This window comes from Massilia sp. YIM B02769 (genome assembly GCF_030411995.1).
In the GTDB taxonomy this organism is placed as follows: domain Bacteria; phylum Pseudomonadota; class Gammaproteobacteria; order Burkholderiales; family Burkholderiaceae_D; genus Telluria.
In genome coordinates this window covers 47,531-63,209 of sequence record NZ_JASNRC010000004.1, presented here as the reverse complement: position 1 = coordinate 63,209, position 15,679 = coordinate 47,531, and the positions used below count along the sequence as shown (strand labels likewise).

Annotated in this window: 18 protein-coding genes; 13 read left to right on the top strand and 5 right to left on the bottom strand. The window is 64.6% G+C overall.

Going from position 1 to position 15,679, the window contains the following annotated elements:
• Positions 1 to 379 precede the first annotated feature (379 nt).
• Together QPK31_RS07620 and QPK31_RS07615 are read right to left on the bottom strand one after the other, a co-directional pair.
• Entirely contained in the window at positions 380 to 1,348 is a 969-nt protein-coding gene (locus QPK31_RS07620) for a serine hydrolase (RefSeq protein ID WP_374045791.1), read from the bottom strand.
• Positions 1,349 to 1,592: 244 nt separating this feature from the next.
• Complete coding sequence (locus QPK31_RS07615) at positions 1,593 to 2,618, bottom strand: sulfate ABC transporter substrate-binding protein (protein ID WP_290422348.1); 1,026 nt, start codon at positions 2,616 to 2,618, stop codon at positions 1,593 to 1,595.
• A 246-nt stretch (positions 2,619 to 2,864) separates the two neighbouring features.
• Here QPK31_RS07615 and QPK31_RS07610 point away from each other — a divergent pair, with 246 nt between their 5' ends.
• The 4 genes from QPK31_RS07610 to QPK31_RS07595 all read left to right on the top strand — a co-directional run bounded on the left by QPK31_RS07610 (position 2,865) and on the right by QPK31_RS07595 (position 5,104).
• Entirely contained in the window at positions 2,865 to 3,389 is a 525-nt protein-coding gene (locus QPK31_RS07610) for a GNAT family N-acetyltransferase (RefSeq protein ID WP_290422347.1), read from the top strand.
• A gap of 104 nt (positions 3,390 to 3,493) precedes the next feature.
• Positions 3,494 to 4,111 carry a DUF882 domain-containing protein gene (locus QPK31_RS07605; protein WP_290422346.1) on the top strand — a complete coding sequence of 206 codons (618 nt, stop codon included), beginning with the start codon at positions 3,494 to 3,496 and terminating at the stop codon, positions 4,109 to 4,111.
• Between the two features lie 215 nt (positions 4,112 to 4,326).
• Positions 4,327 to 4,617, top strand: coding sequence for a DUF378 domain-containing protein (locus QPK31_RS07600; RefSeq protein WP_290422345.1), 291 nt, complete (start codon positions 4,327 to 4,329; stop codon positions 4,615 to 4,617).
• Between the two features lie 22 nt (positions 4,618 to 4,639).
• A complete protein-coding gene (locus QPK31_RS07595) occupies positions 4,640 to 5,104 on the top strand; it encodes a metallophosphoesterase family protein (RefSeq protein WP_290422344.1) in 465 nt (154 codons plus the stop codon).
• Here the strand turns inward: QPK31_RS07595 and QPK31_RS07590 are convergent.
• Positions 5,097 to 5,432 (bottom strand): hypothetical protein, encoded by a 336-nt coding sequence (locus QPK31_RS07590; protein WP_290422343.1) that lies wholly within the window; start codon positions 5,430 to 5,432, stop codon positions 5,097 to 5,099. The genes QPK31_RS07595 and QPK31_RS07590 overlap by 8 nt on opposite strands.
• A gap of 208 nt (positions 5,433 to 5,640) precedes the next feature.
• Here QPK31_RS07590 and QPK31_RS07585 point away from each other — a divergent pair, with 208 nt between their 5' ends.
• Positions 5,641 to 6,066 (top strand): hypothetical protein, encoded by a 426-nt coding sequence (locus QPK31_RS07585; protein ID WP_290422342.1) that lies wholly within the window; start codon positions 5,641 to 5,643, stop codon positions 6,064 to 6,066.
• A 68-nt stretch (positions 6,067 to 6,134) separates the two neighbouring features.
• On the opposite strand, the gene QPK31_RS07580 is transcribed toward QPK31_RS07585, so the two are convergent.
• Both QPK31_RS07580 and QPK31_RS07575 read right to left on the bottom strand, forming a co-directional pair.
• The gene (locus QPK31_RS07580; protein WP_290422341.1) at positions 6,135 to 7,337 is read right to left on the bottom strand and encodes a porin; all 1,203 of its coding nucleotides are present in this window, start codon (positions 7,335 to 7,337) and stop codon (positions 6,135 to 6,137) included.
• A 308-nt stretch (positions 7,338 to 7,645) separates the two neighbouring features.
• Positions 7,646 to 9,322, bottom strand: a complete 1,677-nt coding sequence (locus tag QPK31_RS07575) for an electron transfer flavoprotein-ubiquinone oxidoreductase (protein WP_290422340.1) — start codon at positions 9,320 to 9,322, stop codon at positions 7,646 to 7,648.
• Between the two features lie 189 nt (positions 9,323 to 9,511).
• Here QPK31_RS07575 and QPK31_RS07570 point away from each other — a divergent pair, with 189 nt between their 5' ends.
• The 8 genes from QPK31_RS07570 (at position 9,512) to QPK31_RS07535 (ending at position 15,676) form a co-directional block, all read left to right on the top strand.
• On the top strand, positions 9,512 to 10,288 hold the full coding sequence (locus QPK31_RS07570) for an SDR family oxidoreductase (protein WP_290422339.1): 777 nt from the start codon (positions 9,512 to 9,514) through the stop codon (positions 10,286 to 10,288).
• A gap of 39 nt (positions 10,289 to 10,327) precedes the next feature.
• Positions 10,328 to 10,747 (top strand): thioesterase family protein, encoded by a 420-nt coding sequence (locus QPK31_RS07565; protein WP_290422338.1) that lies wholly within the window; start codon positions 10,328 to 10,330, stop codon positions 10,745 to 10,747.
• A gap of 607 nt (positions 10,748 to 11,354) precedes the next feature.
• Positions 11,355 to 12,089 carry a beta-ketoacyl synthase chain length factor gene (locus QPK31_RS07560; RefSeq protein ID WP_290422337.1) on the top strand — a complete coding sequence of 245 codons (735 nt, stop codon included), beginning with the start codon at positions 11,355 to 11,357 and terminating at the stop codon, positions 12,087 to 12,089.
• Positions 12,082 to 12,855, top strand: a complete 774-nt coding sequence (locus tag QPK31_RS07555; RefSeq protein ID WP_290422336.1) for a 1-acyl-sn-glycerol-3-phosphate acyltransferase — start codon at positions 12,082 to 12,084, stop codon at positions 12,853 to 12,855. The genes QPK31_RS07560 and QPK31_RS07555 overlap by 8 nt, the downstream gene beginning before the upstream one ends.
• Positions 12,848 to 13,102, top strand: a complete 255-nt coding sequence (locus QPK31_RS07550; RefSeq protein WP_290422335.1) for a phosphopantetheine-binding protein — start codon at positions 12,848 to 12,850, stop codon at positions 13,100 to 13,102. The genes QPK31_RS07555 and QPK31_RS07550 overlap by 8 nt, the downstream gene beginning before the upstream one ends.
• Before the next feature lie 9 nt (positions 13,103 to 13,111).
• Positions 13,112 to 13,414, top strand: a complete 303-nt coding sequence (locus QPK31_RS07545; protein ID WP_290422334.1) for an acyl carrier protein — start codon at positions 13,112 to 13,114, stop codon at positions 13,412 to 13,414.
• Positions 13,415 to 13,419: 5 nt separating this feature from the next.
• Positions 13,420 to 13,965 (top strand): hypothetical protein, encoded by a 546-nt coding sequence (locus tag QPK31_RS07540; RefSeq protein ID WP_290422333.1) that lies wholly within the window; start codon positions 13,420 to 13,422, stop codon positions 13,963 to 13,965.
• On the top strand, positions 13,958 to 15,676 hold the full coding sequence (locus tag QPK31_RS07535; protein WP_290422332.1) for an acyl-CoA synthetase family protein: 1,719 nt from the start codon (positions 13,958 to 13,960) through the stop codon (positions 15,674 to 15,676). The genes QPK31_RS07540 and QPK31_RS07535 overlap by 8 nt, the downstream gene beginning before the upstream one ends.
• Positions 15,677 to 15,679: the final 3 nt, after the last annotated feature.

Genomic DNA, 15,679 nt, shown 5'->3' with positions numbered 1-15,679 from the left:
GATATGCGCGCGAAACCGCGCGATGCCGGCGCGCATTCGCACGAATGCGGCACGACATCACGCGAGCGCCGCACGATTTCGCACGATGAGGTCCGTTATACGCAGCGGCATATGTCGAGATAAGACCGTGGATATCGTGCGCAATCGCGTTGGCTGCGTGTGAATTCGTTGGGATATCGGGCGATTGCGGACCCATATCGCGCACTTTCGCGGGCAAATCGTGCGGTATCGTGGGCTGTCGTGCGATTGCGCGGATGTGAGGAATCGCGAACACCCGCCGGGTGCGTGGCCTACGCTGGCGCATGCCAAAACAAAAGGGACTGCCGCGCTAACGGAAGTCCCTTTGTCGATGAAGCAGGCCGCCCCAGGCGGCGCCGGATCAGTTGCGGCGCTTGCGCGTCACGACCGCCTTTTTCTTCTTCGGCGTGACCACGACCTTGGATTTGCTGCGGGTCGAGGCTTTTGCCTTCACCTTCACGCGGCCGGCTGAGGCCTTGATGCGCGGAGCGCGGCTGCTGGCCTTGAGTGTCGGCGCGCGTGCAGCGCTGGCGACCGTCGGCGATTCGCCGGTGATGTAGCGACGGATGTTCAGGGCGTCGAGGATGCGCGCCGACGAAGCGCCGGCGTTCAGCAGCACCATGGTCGCGTTCTTGCCGGCGGCCTTGATGCTCATGATCAGGCAGCGGCCCGCTTCCTGGGTGTAGCCGGTCTTCGACAGGCCGACGTCCCAGCCCTTGGCGCCGACCAGGCGGTTGGTGTTGTGGAACTCGACTTCGCGGCTGTTGATGCTGATCAGGTTCTTGGCATCGGTGGTGCGGTCGGTGATTTCCTTGTACCCGCTGGCGGCGTTCGCCATCTTGACCAGGTCGGCCGCGGTCGAGCGGTTGTGCGGCGACAGGCCGGTCGGCTCTTCGATCACGGTGTTGGTCATGCCCAGCGCGGCGATCTTGCGGCGCACTGCAGCCTTGAAGGCAGGCACGCCGCCCGGGTAGGTACGGGCCAGCGATGCGGCGGCGCGGTTGTCCGAGGACATCAGGGCCAGCTGCAGCACGTCTTCACGCGGGATGCTGGCGCCGACCGGCACGCGCGAGCTGCTGTGCTTGAGCGTGTCGACGTCGCTGCGGTCGATTTCGATCAGTTCCTGCATGTCCTGCTTCGCGTCGAGGATGACCATGGCGGTCATCAGCTTGGTCAGCGAAGCGATCGGCATGACGGCGCTGGCATTCTTTTCCAGCAAAACCTTGCCGGTGTCATCTTCCACCACCAGCACCGATTGCGAACCGAACGGCACCGCGAATGCGGCAGCAGACGAGATCGACAATAGGACGGCAGCGAACAGTTTTTTCATCATGGTGTCGGAATAGGGAGTCGGGTTGAGGGCCAGGACGCCAGGAAGGCGCCACGCTACAAAGTCTTGCTGTAAGGCACACCGAAGCTTGAAAGATAGCATCGCCATTTCTGTGTGTCTATGGCGCACAGGAAAAAACGACCTCTATATGCATATTTTCCCGAAAAAAAGGCCCTGCGTTGTAACAGGGCCTTTTTGAAGTTGCAAGAAGCTGACTGATTCGTCAATCCGCTTCTTGTCGCGATTACTTCGGCTGGTAGATCTTGTCGAACTCGCCGCCATCGTCGAAGTGGACTTTCTGGGCATTGCGCCAGCCACCGAACAGCTCATCCACCGAGAACAGCGAGATCGCTTTGTAGTTGGCCGCGTACTTCTTCATCACGGCTTCGTTGCGCACGCGCAGGAAATGCTTGGCGCCGATTTCCTGGCCCGCCGGGGTGTACAGGAAGTTCAGGTAAGCCGTGGCAGGTTTACGCAGGTTGCGGCGGTCGACCACCTTGTCGACCACGGCCACCGGCGATTCCGCCAGGATCGAGGTTTGCGGATACACGACCTCGAAGTTGTCGCCGAATTCCTTGCGCACCATGCTGACTTCGTTTTCGAAGGTCACCAGAGCATCGCCGATCTGGCGCTGGGTAAAGGTGGTGGTGGCCGCGCGGCCGCCGGCGTCGAGGATTGGCACGTTCTTGAAGATGCGGGCGACCAGGTCGCGCGCCTGCGCTGCGTTGCCGCCTTTTTTCAGCACCGAGCCCCAGGCCGCCAGGTAGGTGTAGCGGCCGTTACCGGCGGTCTTCGGATTCGGGATCACGACCTGCACGCCCGGCTTGGCCAGGTCGTCCCAGTTCTTGATGCCTTTCGGATTGCCCTTGCGGACCAGGAACACCATGGTCGAGTAGTAGGGCGCCGCGTTGTTCGGGAACTTTTTCGCCCAGTCCTTGGCGACGAGGCCGCGGTCGGCCAGCATGTCGATGTCGTTGGCCTGGTTCATGGTCACGACCGAGGCTTCGAGGCCGTCGGCCACGGCGCGCGCCTGCTTGCTCGAGCCGCCGTGCGATTGCTTGACGGTGACGGTGTCGCCGGTTGCCTTTTTGTAGTCGGCGATGAAGGCGGGATTCACGTCCTTGTACAGTTCGCGCGCCACGTCGTAGGACACGTTCAGCAGCTCGACATTGGCGGCGCTCGCGCTCAGCGGCAGCGCCGCGCCCAGGGCCAGAGCGGCGCCCAGCGACAACGTAAGGCGGCGCAGGGGCAGGAGGTGTTTGTTCGGCATAGGGTTGTTCTCGCTTTTTGTATGCAGTGAAGACAGTGTGCATGTTCCTTAATTTCGCGTCGAAACGGAAGAATACTTTCGTCATATGCTTAGAAGCCCCGCGAAGATAGGCCGAGGTATGCATCCCATCCGGCAGACGAACCCGCTTTCGGTGTATAGTCCGGTCATTGCGCTACCCTGATGGGATAACACGAGGATAGTGCTGCGCACGAGAATAATGAGACAACGTTTGACAGGTTAGATGGTATGGGTATCGATATTCGCACAGCAGCACCGGCCGACGCCGCTTCCGCCTGCGCCTTGCTACGCCGCTCGATCGAGCGGGGCTGCGAGGCCGATCATCGCGACCAGCCGGGCCTGCTCGACACCTGGCTCGGCAACAAGACGCCGGAGAATGTCGGCGCCTGGTTCGCTTCGCCGACCAATTACGCCATCGTTGCCGAGCAGGATGGCAAGCTGCTCGGCCTGGCCTTGCTGACCCAGGCCGGCAAGGTGCCGCTGTGCTATGTCGAGCCGGACGCACTGCGCATCGGCGTCGGCCGCGCCCTGCTGGCCGCGCTGGAAGCGCAGGCGCGGACCTGGAATATCCGCAAGCTGCACCTGCACAGCCCGCGCAGCGCGGCCCAGTTTTTCGAGCGCCATGGCTACACGAATGCCGGCCTGGAAAAGTCCTGCTTCGGCATGGAGAGCAGCCTGTTGTGGAAAGCACTGGATATCGATCCAGCGGTTGCGGCGAAACAGGGCAAACGTTTTTGCAATTGCAGTCAATAAGCAACACGTACCATCTTCTTTAAGCGAAGTTGTTACGTTATAGTACAGACCTTCGCAATGATGAGTACGTTATGTCTTCCCGCAGAGATTTCCTCCGACAGGGCATGCACCTGTCCGCACTTGGCGTACTGAGCCCGACGCTGGTCGGTACCGCCCCGGTTCTTGCACATGCAGCGCAGGCAGCGCCGGCCGACCTGACTCCCCCTCCCGATTTGTTCGACGCGCAATTGCTTGACCTCGATTTCTGGGTCAAGCCGCGCATGCTCACCGTGACCCGTCCGGCCAGCGGCGAAAAGGCCAAGCTGCTGTACTGGAAGGACGGCGAGATGATCGATTCCGCCTACCAGCAACTGTGCCACCTGTTGCGCGACGTGAACGGCAAGGAAACCGCGCCGATCGACCCGAAGCTGCTGGAAATCCTGTGGAGCACGCAGGCGTTCATCGCCCGCTACGGCCTCGAGCAGCCGCTCGAGATCCTGTCGGGCTACCGCACCCCCGCCTCGAACGCGCGCCTGATCGAAGCCGGCGTGCCGGCCGCGCGCAAGTCGCTGCACATGACGGGCAAGGCGGCGGACATCCGCATCGCCAGCCTGAACGAGGAAGTGCTGGGCGGCCTCGTGCGCAGCTTCCGTACCGGCGGCGTCGGGTATTACTACCGGTCCGGGCCGAAGGGCGGCTGGATTCATGCAGATACTGGCCTGAACCGTACCTGGAAAGGCTGACAGCGCCAGGCAACGCCTCCATGGCCGCGTCGCAGCGCCGCGCCGTACGTTCGTACTGTCTTCGACGCTGTTTCGGCACGCCGCATCGCTTGCCCTGAAGGCGTTGCCTGGCGCTCTGCTTGCGAGTGCGCCAGCGCGTTGGGATTTTTGCTATCGTAGGTTCGCACGGCGCCCACGCGCCCTTGCGCCGACTCATCCGATTCGAGGAGGAAACGATGGCAACGATGAATGCACCCACGATGGACCGCCGTACCAGCCCGGAACGCCGCCTCGCCCTGCGCGAAGGCCGCCGTTCGGCGATGTCGGCACTCGATTACCTGGCCATGGCGCTGTTGATCGTCGGTGGCTTGAACTGGGCCATGGTCGGCCTGTTCGACGTCGATATCGTCGCCACCATCTTCGGCCCGGGCAGCCCGGCCACGCGCCTGGTGTACGTGGTGGTCGGCCTGGCCGCGCTGTACTCGATCTACACGACGGCAAAGATGGCCGGCGCCAAGCGCCATTGACGCGCCGATACAGGGCAGGGCCGTGCGCGTCGGCCTGATCTCCGATACCCACGGCCTGCTGCGTCCGGAAGCACTGCGCTTCCTGTCCGGCTGCGACCATATCGTCCACGGCGGCGACATCGGCAAACCCGAGATCCTCGAACACCTGGCGCAGATAGCGCCGCTGACTGTCGTGCGCGGCAACAATGACCGCGAGGGCTGGGCCACCGCCATCCCCGTGAGCGCCACGCTGCGGTTCGGCGAGCTGGCGCTGTATGCGATCCACGACCTGAAGGAACTCGACATCGATCCGGTCGCGGCGGGCGTGCGCGTGGTCGTGTCCGGGCATTCGCACAAGCCCGCCTGCAGCGAGCGGGCAGGGGTTCTCTACATCAATCCGGGCAGTGCCGGACGGCGGCGTTTCAGCCTGCCGATCTCCTGCGCCGAACTGGTAATTGAAGGCGATGTAGTAAAGCCGCGCATTGTGACGCTCATTACCGCTACTTGACCGAGACTTCCGACACGCCGTTATCCGGCCGCATGACAGGATTTCTCGCTTGACTGACGCATTTGAAAGTGATCGACGCACCGCCAAGACGTACGCCAGGAATATTTTGCGTGATTGACTGCGTAACCAGTTCGAATTCTTTATTCATGGTTCCGCAGAATTGATTGCCCTCGACAATCAGGGCGCCGGCCACAGCCGACACATCGCCGAAGATGCCGGCGGTATTCGTTTTCGATGAGTAATAGGTATCGGCGCCGATCTTGGCGGGTGCAGTGCTGGCACAGCCGGACAAAATACCGAGACAGATAACAAGCGCAAGTTTCTTCATACAACAGACCTTCAGGAATAAGACGATAACGATATTGTTTGTTAGCAATATTTTACTGCGTCGCCGGCTGGAAAGCGAATGGTCCGGGCATCTTTGATACACCTTGCACCATCCTTCCGATTCGCCGTGCTTCGACATACGTCTTCGGGCACACCTGCGCTTTGAAATGCCGTAGCATACGGCTCTTACGTTATTCTTATCGCAGGTCATGACCGCAGCAAACGACATCAACGACGCCAACACTCCCGCGCCGCGCTTCCGCCCCCGTCCCTGGATCCACCTCGACACCCCGCAGGACGTCGAGCTCTGGATTGCCGAGCACGACCAGGCGATGCAGGAGCTGATCAAGCCGCAGGAAACCGGTGTCGGCATCCGGTTCACGCTGGCCGAGGGCGGCGATATCTACATGCAAACGGGCGCGGATGCGATCGTGCTCGACGTCGAGCCGGACGCGGCCTGGATCGCACCGCTGATCACGGCCGCCACCGGCGCCGAGCCGCCGCCGGGCCAGTACTGGCTGCTGCCTGACGACAGGCTGGTGCAGCTGATCATCGGCCTGTCGAGCCTGGTTGCCAGCACCACGCTGGTGGTCGGCCACCGCTTTGGTTCCCATGGTCGGCGGATGATGTACTGACTTGCACTTGCACTTGCACTTGCGCACAGAGGCCCGCCGCCCCGCGACGGGCCGCCCGTGCCGCTGGCTTAGAAATGGTGCGTCACACCCATTGCGAGCGTGCGCGTCTCGATCCCCAACTGCGGCATCGCCGTCCCCGCCACCAGCGGCAAGGCCGTGCCATTCAGGATAATCGTCGACACCCCGAAATTGCGCACCGTCCCCGCGCGCAGGTACAGCCCGGTGCGCCGCGACAAATCGTAATCCGCCCCCAGCATGATCCCCAGCGCCGACGACTCCGCCAGCTGGCCGGCAACATCGCGCGCCCGCTCCGTATCGCGGTACACCGCCGACGCCCGATAAGTGAACGGCCCGCGCGGCACGATCAGCCCCAGCGTCACCAGCGACGCCTCGCCGCTCTGCGCCTCGCGCGGCTTGATCTGTACCCAGGACGTCGACAGCACCAGCCTGCCGTTGTCGAAGATCGCCCCGACCGACGGGATATCCGTGCGCACGCTTTGCGCCGGCGTGCCCGGAGTCACCACGACCGGGCTGCTGAAGCCCTGGGTCAGGCTGGCCGCCAGGTAGAACGGCCCGGTGTTGTACGACAAAACGCCGCCGCGTGCGCCGGTCTTCGGCTCGTTGGCGCCGGTCGGATTGGTGGCGTAGATGAACTGGGCCGAGAACGGGCCGACACGCGGCGTGGCGTAGGTGATCGACTTCGGCACGCGCACCGGGATCGTGGCGGCGCCGGGGCCAAGATCGGTGTTCGAGCCGAGGCCGCGCGGCGTCTGCATGATGCCGCCGCCGACCCAGGTGTAGACCGAGTTCGTCACCGGCAGGCCGTAGGGATCGATGAACAGCGGCAGCATCGCATTGATCTGGTTGCCGATGCGCAGCGCGCCCCAGGTGGCCGAGCGCAGGCCGATCCACGACTCGCGGTTGAACAGCGCCGCCGCCTGCTGGGTGCCGTCGTCGGCATTCAAGCCCGCTTCCAGCTTGATCTCCGCCTTCAGGCCGCCGCCCAGGTCTTCCGATGCGTAGAAGCCGAGCTTCGAGCTGTAGGTGCCCCCGCTTTGCATCTGCCATTTGCCGGGCGCGTGGTCGGTGGTCGTGTACAGCGCGCCGAGGTCGACCGTGCCGTAGACGACGGTGGTGCTGGCGGCGCGGCTGAATTCGGGCAGCTGGGCCAGGCGGGTCATCAGGTAGGACGGCGTGGTCTGGGCGCTGGCGGGAGTGAAGACGGCGGCGAGGGCGGTGCAGAGGAGGGCGCGGCGGAGGGTGCTTGGCATGGGCAAGGTTGGTGGAAATGGAAGGCGCGAATTATTGCATATGGATAATATGGTGAACCAGGCATTTGGATAGGTTCGACATATGTTGTTGAGTTGCAACATATGTCGGCGTCGTGTGAGATGCCAGCGTCCCGCATGATCAGGCGCCGTACCGCGTGGACACAGGTGTCCACCCTACGAAAAGCGGGGCGCCGTTGTAGGGTGGGCACTTGTGCCCACGCGGTCTTTCGTGTCCATGCATACCCCGACCGCCACAAACAAAAACAGCCCGCCAAGGCGAGCTGTCTTCATCAACCGGACGAACCGTCTTACATGTTCGGATAATTCGGCCCGCCGCCACCTTCCGGCGTCACCCACACGATGTTCTGGGTCGGGTCCTTGATGTCGCAGGTCTTGCAGTGCACGCAGTTCTGCGCATTGATCTGCAAGCGATCCTGGCCCGCATCGTTTTTCACGTACTCGTACACGCCCGCCGGGCAGTAGCGCTGTTCGGGACCTGCGTACTTGGCCAGGTTGACTTCGACCGGCACCGCCGGATTCTTCAGGGTCAGGTGCACCGGCTGGTCTTCGGCGTGGTTGGTGTTCGAGATGAACACCGACGACAGCTTGTCGAAGGTCAGCTTGCCGTCCGGCTTCGGATACACGATCGGCGTGAACTCCGATGCCGGGCGCAGGCACTCGTGGTCGGCGTGCTTGTGACGCAGGGTCCACGGCGCCTTGCCCTTGAAGACCAGCTGGTCGATGCCGGTCATCACGGTGCCCAGGTACAGGCCCTTGCTCATCCACGGCTTGAAGTTGCGCGCGATGTGCAGTTCCTCGTGCAGCCAGGAGTTCTTGAAGGCTTCCGGATAGCTGCTCAGCTCATCGTGCTGGCGGCCGGCACCGAGGGCGGCAAAGGCCGATTCGGCGGCCAGCATGCCGGTCTTGATGGCGCCGTGGCTGCCCTTGATGCGGCTGACGTTCAGGAAACCGGCATCGCAGCCGAGCAGGGCGCCGCCCGGGAACACGGTCTTCGGCAGGGACTGCAAGCCGCCCGCGGTGATCGCGCGCGCGCCGTAGGAAATGCGCTTGCCGCCTTCGAAGTAGCCGCGGATCGCAGGGTGGGTTTTATAGCGCTGGAATTCCTCGTACGGCGACAGATACGGGTTCTGGTAAGCCAGGCCGACGACGTAGCCGACAGCGACCTGGTTGTTCTCCAGGTGGTAGAGGAAGGAACCGCCGTAGGTATCCGACGGCAGCGGCCAGCCGGCGGTGTGGATCACCAGGCCAGGTTTGTGCTTGGCCGGGTCGATTTCCCAGAGTTCCTTGATGCCGATGCCGTAGGTCTGCGGATCCGCACCCTTGTCCAGGGCGTACTTGGCGATCAGCTGGCGGCCCAGGTGGCCGCGCGAGCCTTCGGCGAAGAAGGTGTATTTCGCATGCAGTTCCATGCCGAGCTGGAAGTCCGGGCCCGGTTCGCCGTCGCGCTTGACGCCCATGTTGCCGGTGGCAACGCCCTTCACCGAGCCGTCGTCGTTGTACAGCACTTCGGCCGCCGGGAAGCCGGGGAAAATTTCCACGCCCAGGGCTTCGGCCTGCTGGCCCAGCCAGCGCACCACGTTGGCCAGCGAGATGATGTAGTTGCCGTGGTTGGTCAGCGACTTCGGCACCATGAAGCCCGGCGTGGCGTAGGACTTGGTCTCGGTCAGGAACAGCACCTGGTCTTCGGTGACCGGGGTGTTCAGCGGCGCGCCGAGTTCCTTCCAGTTCGGGAACAGTTCATTGATGGCGATCGGGTCCATCACCGCGCCCGACAGGATGTGGGCGCCGATCTCGCTGCCTTTTTCCAGCACGCAGACCGAGACTTCCTGGCCTTTTTCGCTGGCGAGTTGCTTCAGGCGGATCGCCGCCGACAGGCCCGCCGGGCCGCCGCCAACGATCACAACGTCGTACTCCATTGCTTCGCGCGGTCCGTATTGTTCGAGGATGTGATTAGGCTCTGTCATGGTCTTGAAAAGGGATAAAAAAATTTAAGCACGAGTGTGCGGGTTTTCCGCGCCGTTTGCAATGTGGCACGCCATTTTAGGGCGATTATTAGGGGCGGCAATCTAATCCCGGCAGTCGGCGGCGTGATTCTGTGACATCATATGCCTACATAGTCATCCGTGCCGCCGCACACCAGGACAGGAGTCAACGTGGGCATCGAAGTGAATTTTGAAGGGAAGATCGCCATGGTCACCGGCGCCTCGAGCGGCCTCGGGGCACGCTTCGCCAAGGCCCTGGCCGGCGCCGGCGCCCAGGTCGTGCTGGCCTCGCGCCGTATCGAGCGCCTGAAGGAATTGCGCGCCGAAATAGAGGCCGACGGCGGCGCCGCCCACGTCGTTACCCTCGACGTCACCGACCTGGCCAGCATCAAGTCGGCCATCGCCCACGCCGAAACCGAAGCCGGCCCGATCGACATCCTGGTCAACAACTCCGGCGTGCAGAGCACCCAGCGTTTGCTGGACGTCACCGAAGACGATTACCAGTACATCATGGACACCAACCTGCGCGGCGCCTTTTTTGTCGCGCAGCAGGCGGCCAAGCGCATGATCCAGCGCGCCAAGGGCGACCCGCGCAAGCAGCACCGCATCGTGAACATCGCTTCGGTCGCCGGCCTGCGCGTGCTGCCGCAGATCGGCGTGTATTGCATGAGCAAGGCCGGTGTGGTGCAGATGACCAAGGCGATGGCGGTGGAGTGGGGCAAGTACGGCATCAACGTGAACGCCATCTGCCCCGGCTACATCTCCACCGAAATGAACGAGGATTATTTCGAGACCGAGCAGGGCAAGAAGCTGATCGAGCTGCTGCCGCGCAAGCGCCCGGGCAAGCCGGAAGACCTCGATGGGCTGCTGCTGTTGCTGGCAGCCGAGGAAGCGCATTTCATCAATGGCGCCATCATCACGGCCGACGACGGCATGACGGCGCAGTAAAGGTCGCAGTACGTTTTATTTGTAACAAGAGTAGGAAGCATGAGCAACAAGAAGTTGGTACACACCATGCGGATGCCCGTCCGCTGGGGCGACATGGACGCTATGGGCCATGTCAATAACACCGTTTATTTCCGCTACATCGAAAGCGCGCGCATTGCCTGGCTGGAACAGGTCGGCGCCTTGCCCGACCCAGCCCGCACGGGTCCGGTCCTGATCAATGCGCAGTGTTCGTTCCTGAAGCAGCTGAAGTATCCGGCCGAGATCGAGGTCACGTCCTGGGTCGGTCCGCCGGGGCGTTCGAGCTTCGAGGTTTCGCACGAGATCCGCCTGGTCGACGCGAACGGCGAGGCGGGCGCGCTGCATGCCGAGGGGGCGGCGAAGATCGTCTGGGTCGATTTCGCGGCCGAGAAGTCGGTGCCGCTGCCGGACGAGATCCGCAGCCTGCTGCCGGCAGCATGACCGAAGCGCCCTGCGGGGCGCTTTTTTTTTTGATCTCGTCAAGGCAGATACACCCACAGACTCATCGGAGTCGAGACGTCTCCGTAGGGTGGGCACCCCGTGCCCACGCGGTACGCACGTCCCCGCCAGTCGGCGGCAGCGAGGCATCGCTCGAAACGCATCCATGCACGACAAACGTCGCTCGGCGTTCCAACTCCGCTCGAAGCTGGCGAGCGACAGTTCAAGGCAACAGGTGCAAGGACAAACACGTACCGCGTGGGCACGGGGTGCCCACCCTACGGGAAGCGTATCGTCCAAAATTAGCCTGCCACAACGCGCAAGACATCCTCCATCGCCAGCCGTCAAGCCCCCGCCACAGACCGTTGTAATCCCGTCGATTGTGAGAATGTGTGAGTTTTCACCGCCTTGCGGTGTGGCAATATGGCGCGCTTTCGAAACGACCATGTCGGACCGCATGCCCGCTGCATAAGGGGCGTCTGTCAAGTGTTGCAAAAGAGGCTTGCCACTACCGACATTGTTCTCGATGGCAAATCGCGCGATTATAATTTGATCCACACTGCATCGTCGCACGATTGAAATCAACCCACTTTCAACGCCTTTCTCGTCTATGCCCACAAACGAAGTCGCCTTCTCCATTGCCCGGCACGCCGCCTGGGCGCCTGGCGTGGCTTCGTCCGACGCATGGGCCGCGTGGGCCGACGCGCCCTGGCCGCTGGCCATGGGCGAGGAGCCGAAGGTCGCCGCCATGCCCGCCATGCTGCGCCGCCGCGCCGGCTTCCTCGGCCGCATGGCGCTCGAAGTGGCCTACGCATGCCTGGATGGGCAAACCGACGTGCCGACCGTGTTCTGCTCGCGCCACGGCGAAGTGGGGCGCTCGATCGACCTCCTGTCCGACCTGGCGCGCGGCGAGCCGCTGTCGCCCACCGCGTTCGGCCTGGCCGTGCACAACGCCAGCGCCGGCCTGTTCTCGATCGCGCGCGCCGACCGCGCCAACCACGTGGCCCTGGCCGGCGGCACTGCCACGGTCGAACACGCGGTCATCGAAGCCTGCGGCATGCTGGCCGATGGCGCCCCGAGCGTGCTGCTGGTGGCCTGCGACGCGCCGCTGCCGGAACTGCTGGCCCGCTTCGAAGACTGCGACGAACAGCCCTGGGCCTTTGCCTGGACCATGACCGCCGCCGGCGCCAGGCCGCTGCGCCTGTCCTGGGAGGGCGCCACCGACAGCGGCGACGCCGCGCGCACCCCCGGCGGCCTGGACGTCCTGCGCTTCCAGCTCGGCGCCGCCGGCGCGCTGGTGCGCCACACCGGCGCCATGCGCTGGACCTGGAGCCGCGATGCTTGAGCGGCTCTGGCACGGCTGGCGCATCCTCGCCACCGGCATCAGCTTCGCCCTGTTCGGCCTCGGCGGCCTGCTGCTGCGCGTGCTCGTGTTCCCGCTGCTGTCGCTGTGTCTGCGCGACCCGCAAACGCGCATGCGCGCGGCGCGCGCCACCATCCGCGCCAGCTTCCGCCTGTTCGTGGGCATCATGCGCACCCTGGGCGTGCTGCGCTACGAGGTGCATGGCCTGGACAAGCTGGCGCGCGAAGGCCAGCTGATCCTGGCGAATCATCCGACCCTGATCGACACCGTCTTCCTGATCGCCTTCGTGCGCAACGCCGACTGCATCGTCAAGGGCGGCCTCTGGAACAACCCGTTCACACGCGGCCCGGTGCGCGCGGCGCGCTACATCTGCAACGACCGCGGCCCCGAACTGGTCGAGGACTGCATCGGCTCCCTGCGCGCCGGCGGCAACCTGATCGTGTTCCCGGAAGGGACGCGCACCCCGCGCGACGGCGCCATGCAGCTGAAACGCGGCGCCGCGAACATCGCCGTGCGCGGCGAACGCGCGGTGACCCCGGTGCTGATCAGCTGCACGCCGCCAACCCTGGGCAAGGGCGACAAGTGGTGGCACGTACCGCCGCGCCAGGCCAGTTTCCGCATCGAGGTGCTGGACGACATCGGCGTCGAGCGCTTCAAGGAATCCGGCGCGAGCGAGGTCATGGCCGCGCGCCGCCTCACCGAACACCTGCAACACTTATTTTTGGAAGAAGGCCAGCAACATGCTTGAACAGGAAGTGAAGGAACTGATCATCGACGTCCTCCAGCTGGAAGACATCACCTCCGCCGACATCGACAGCGAGGCGCCCCTGTTCGTGGAAGGGCTGGGCCTCGATTCGATCGACGCGCTCGAGATCGGCGTGGCGCTGCAGAAGCGCTACGGCATCACGCTGTCGGCGGAGTCGCAGGAAACGCGCCGCCATTTCGCATCGGTGCGCGCGCTCGCAGCGATGATTGAAGCTAACCGCAAGAAGTAGGAGAAGGCCATGGTAGCCATTAACGACATGAACCGCGACGAACTGTTTGTCTGGATCGCCGACCTGCTGGCCGAGATGTTCGAACTCGACCGCGACGCGCTGACCCCGGAATCGAACCTGTATGCCGACCTCGACATCGACAGCATCGACGCCGTCGACCTGGCCGTGAAACTCAAGCAAATGACCGGCAAGCGCCTGGCGCCGGAAGTCTTCAAGACCATCCGCACCATCGACGACGTCGTCGCTGCCTTGTCGGACCTGGCAGTGTCGAACGCGGCGCAAGCCGGCCTGGCCGAAGAGCAGCCGGCTTAAAGACGGTGCTCTGGAATGTCCTCGCGGCCGCGCTGACGCTGCTGTATCCGCTGGCGATCTGGTTCGGCCACGGCGTGGTGGAGCCGCGCTGGCTGGCCTTCCTGCTGCTGGCAACGGTGGCGGCGCGCTTGCCGGCGCTGAAGGTGAATGCGTCGGCGCGCTGGTCGGCCGCGGGTGCGCTGGCGCTGGTGGCGCTGGCCGTGGCGTCGAACGCGGTACTGCCGCTCAAGCTGTATCCGGTGCTGGTCAACGGCGCGCTGCTGGCGGCCTTTGGCGTCAGCCTGGTGCACGGTCCCTCGATGGTCGAGCGCCTGGCGCGCCTGCGCGAACCGGATCTGCCGCCTGAAGGCGTTGCCTACACCCGCCGCGTGACGCAAGCCTGGTGCGTTTTCTTTGTCGTGAACGGCGCGCTTGCGCTGGGCACGGCCCTGTTCTGTTCCGAAGCCGTGTGGTCGCTCTACACCGGCGTGATTTCCTATCTGCTGATGGGGCTGATGTTCGGCGGCGAATTCCTGCTGCGCATACGCTTCAAGCGGCTGCATCATGTCTGATTTCTTTACCCGTCTCGCCACGCGCGATGTGAACGCGCTGGCAGGCTGGCGCGCCGGCCAGCCCGTATCCCATGGCGCCTGGCTGGCACGCGTGCGTGCCTGGGCCGCGCTCGGGGGCCGCATGGCCGGCACCCAGGTCGCGCTCTACGTCGAGGATAGCCTGGAGTTCGGCGCCGCCCTGGTCGGCGCCTGGCTGTCCGGCAAAACCGTGTGGATGCCGGCCGATACGCTGCCGGCCAACTGCGCCACGCTCGCCCTCCAGGTCACCGGGTTCTGGGGCGACTTCCCCGCCTCCTGCGCACCAGTCGTGCCCGCCGGCGGCGACGATGCCGCCCTGGCGTGGACGGCGCCGGCGCCAGGCTTCCCGGCCATGGTGGTCTACACCTCGGGCAGCACCGGCGAACCGGCGCCCATCCACAAGCAGCTCGCGCAACTGACCGGCGAAGTCGAGGCGCTCGACGCCCAGTTCGGCGCGGCGCTGGACGATGCCGAGGTACTGGCCACGGTCTCGCACCAGCACATCTACGGCCTGCTGTTCCGCGTGCTCTGGCCCCTGATGGCGGGCCGCGCGATCCACGCCGCGCGCCACGAATACCCGGAAACCCTGGCGCAAGCGCTGGCCGCACGGCCCTGCGTGCTGCTGGGCAGCCCGGCGCACCTGAAACGCCTGCCCGAGCACCTCGACTGGCAGGGCGCGCGCACACAGTTGCGCGCCGTGTTCTCCTCCGGCGGCATGCTGGACGCCGACGCCTCGCTCCACGCGCGCACGCTGCTGGGCCAGGCGCCGATCGAGGTCTACGGCAGCTCGGAGACCGGCGGCATCGCCTGGCGCCAGCGCGGACAGTTGCCCGACGAAGGCTGGAGTCCGCTGCCCTTCGTGCATTGGCGCGCGGGCGAGGACGGCCTGCTGGAAGTCGATTCGGTCCAGGCCGGGCCGGGCGGATGGCATCCGCTTTCGGACCGCGTGGCAGCGCTCGACGGCGCACGCTTCCTGCTGCGCGGCCGTGCCGACCGCATCGTCAAGATCGAAGAAAAGCGCGTTTCGCTCGATGCCGTGGAAGCGGCGCTCCTGGCGGGTGGCCTGGTGCGCGAAGCACGCGTGCTTGCGCTGATCGCTCAGCACCAGGAAAGCCACCAGCGCCAGTCGCTGGCCGCCTTCGTGGTGCTGACGGCGGAGGGCGCCGCGCTGCTGGAAGAAGGCGGCAAGAACGCCATGAACACGCGCCTGCGCACGCTGCTCACGGCGAGCGTGGAAACGGTGGCGCTGCCGCGCCGCTGGCGCTATCTCGAGCGCCTGCCGGTGAATGCCCAGGGCAAGACCACGCAGGCGCTGTTGCTGGCGCTGCTGGAACCTGCGCCGGACAGCCGTCCGCGCCGGCCCGCCTTGCGCGTGATCGAGCAGGACCCGGCGCGCGTGCTGCTGGAACTGACCGTGCCGCCCGACCTGCTGTACTTCGACGGCCACTTCAGCGTGGCCCCGGTGCTGCCGGGTGTGGTGCAGGTCGACTGGGCAATCGGCTACGGCCGCGCCTACCTGGGCTTGACCGGTGTTTTCGCCGGCATCAACGCCCTGAAATTCCAGCAGATGATCCGCCCGCTGCATCCGGTGCAGCTGGAGCTGGTCCACGATACGCATAAAAACAGCCTGAACTTCCGTTACTTTTCCGATGCCGGCGCGCACGCAAGCGGCCGCATACTCCTGGGGACCTGATAC

Coding starts and splice junctions, on each gene's coding strand:
- QPK31_RS07620 (WP_374045791.1), bottom strand. CDS start 1,348: ATGAAAAAACTGTTCGCTGCCGTCCTATTGTCGATCTCGTCTGCTGCC.
- QPK31_RS07615 (WP_290422348.1), bottom strand. CDS start 2,618: ATGCCGAACAAACACCTCCTGCCCCTGCGCCGCCTTACGTTGTCGCTG.
- QPK31_RS07610 (WP_290422347.1), top strand. CDS start 2,865: ATGGGTATCGATATTCGCACAGCAGCACCGGCCGACGCCGCTTCCGCC.
- QPK31_RS07605 (WP_290422346.1), top strand. CDS start 3,494: ATGCACCTGTCCGCACTTGGCGTACTGAGCCCGACGCTGGTCGGTACC.
- QPK31_RS07600 (WP_290422345.1), top strand. CDS start 4,327: ATGGCAACGATGAATGCACCCACGATGGACCGCCGTACCAGCCCGGAA.
- QPK31_RS07590 (WP_290422343.1), bottom strand. CDS start 5,432: ATGAAGAAACTTGCGCTTGTTATCTGTCTCGGTATTTTGTCCGGCTGT.
- QPK31_RS07585 (WP_290422342.1), top strand. CDS start 5,641: ATGACCGCAGCAAACGACATCAACGACGCCAACACTCCCGCGCCGCGC.
- QPK31_RS07580 (WP_290422341.1), bottom strand. CDS start 7,337: ATGCCAAGCACCCTCCGCCGCGCCCTCCTCTGCACCGCCCTCGCCGCC.
- QPK31_RS07575 (WP_290422340.1), bottom strand. CDS start 9,322: ATGACAGAGCCTAATCACATCCTCGAACAATACGGACCGCGCGAAGCA.
- QPK31_RS07565 (WP_290422338.1), top strand. CDS start 10,328: ATGAGCAACAAGAAGTTGGTACACACCATGCGGATGCCCGTCCGCTGG.
- QPK31_RS07560 (WP_290422337.1), top strand. CDS start 11,355: ATGCCCACAAACGAAGTCGCCTTCTCCATTGCCCGGCACGCCGCCTGG.
- QPK31_RS07555 (WP_290422336.1), top strand. CDS start 12,082: ATGCTTGAGCGGCTCTGGCACGGCTGGCGCATCCTCGCCACCGGCATC.
- QPK31_RS07550 (WP_290422335.1), top strand. CDS start 12,848: ATGCTTGAACAGGAAGTGAAGGAACTGATCATCGACGTCCTCCAGCTG.
- QPK31_RS07545 (WP_290422334.1), top strand. CDS start 13,112: ATGGTAGCCATTAACGACATGAACCGCGACGAACTGTTTGTCTGGATC.
- QPK31_RS07535 (WP_290422332.1), top strand. CDS start 13,958: ATGTCTGATTTCTTTACCCGTCTCGCCACGCGCGATGTGAACGCGCTG.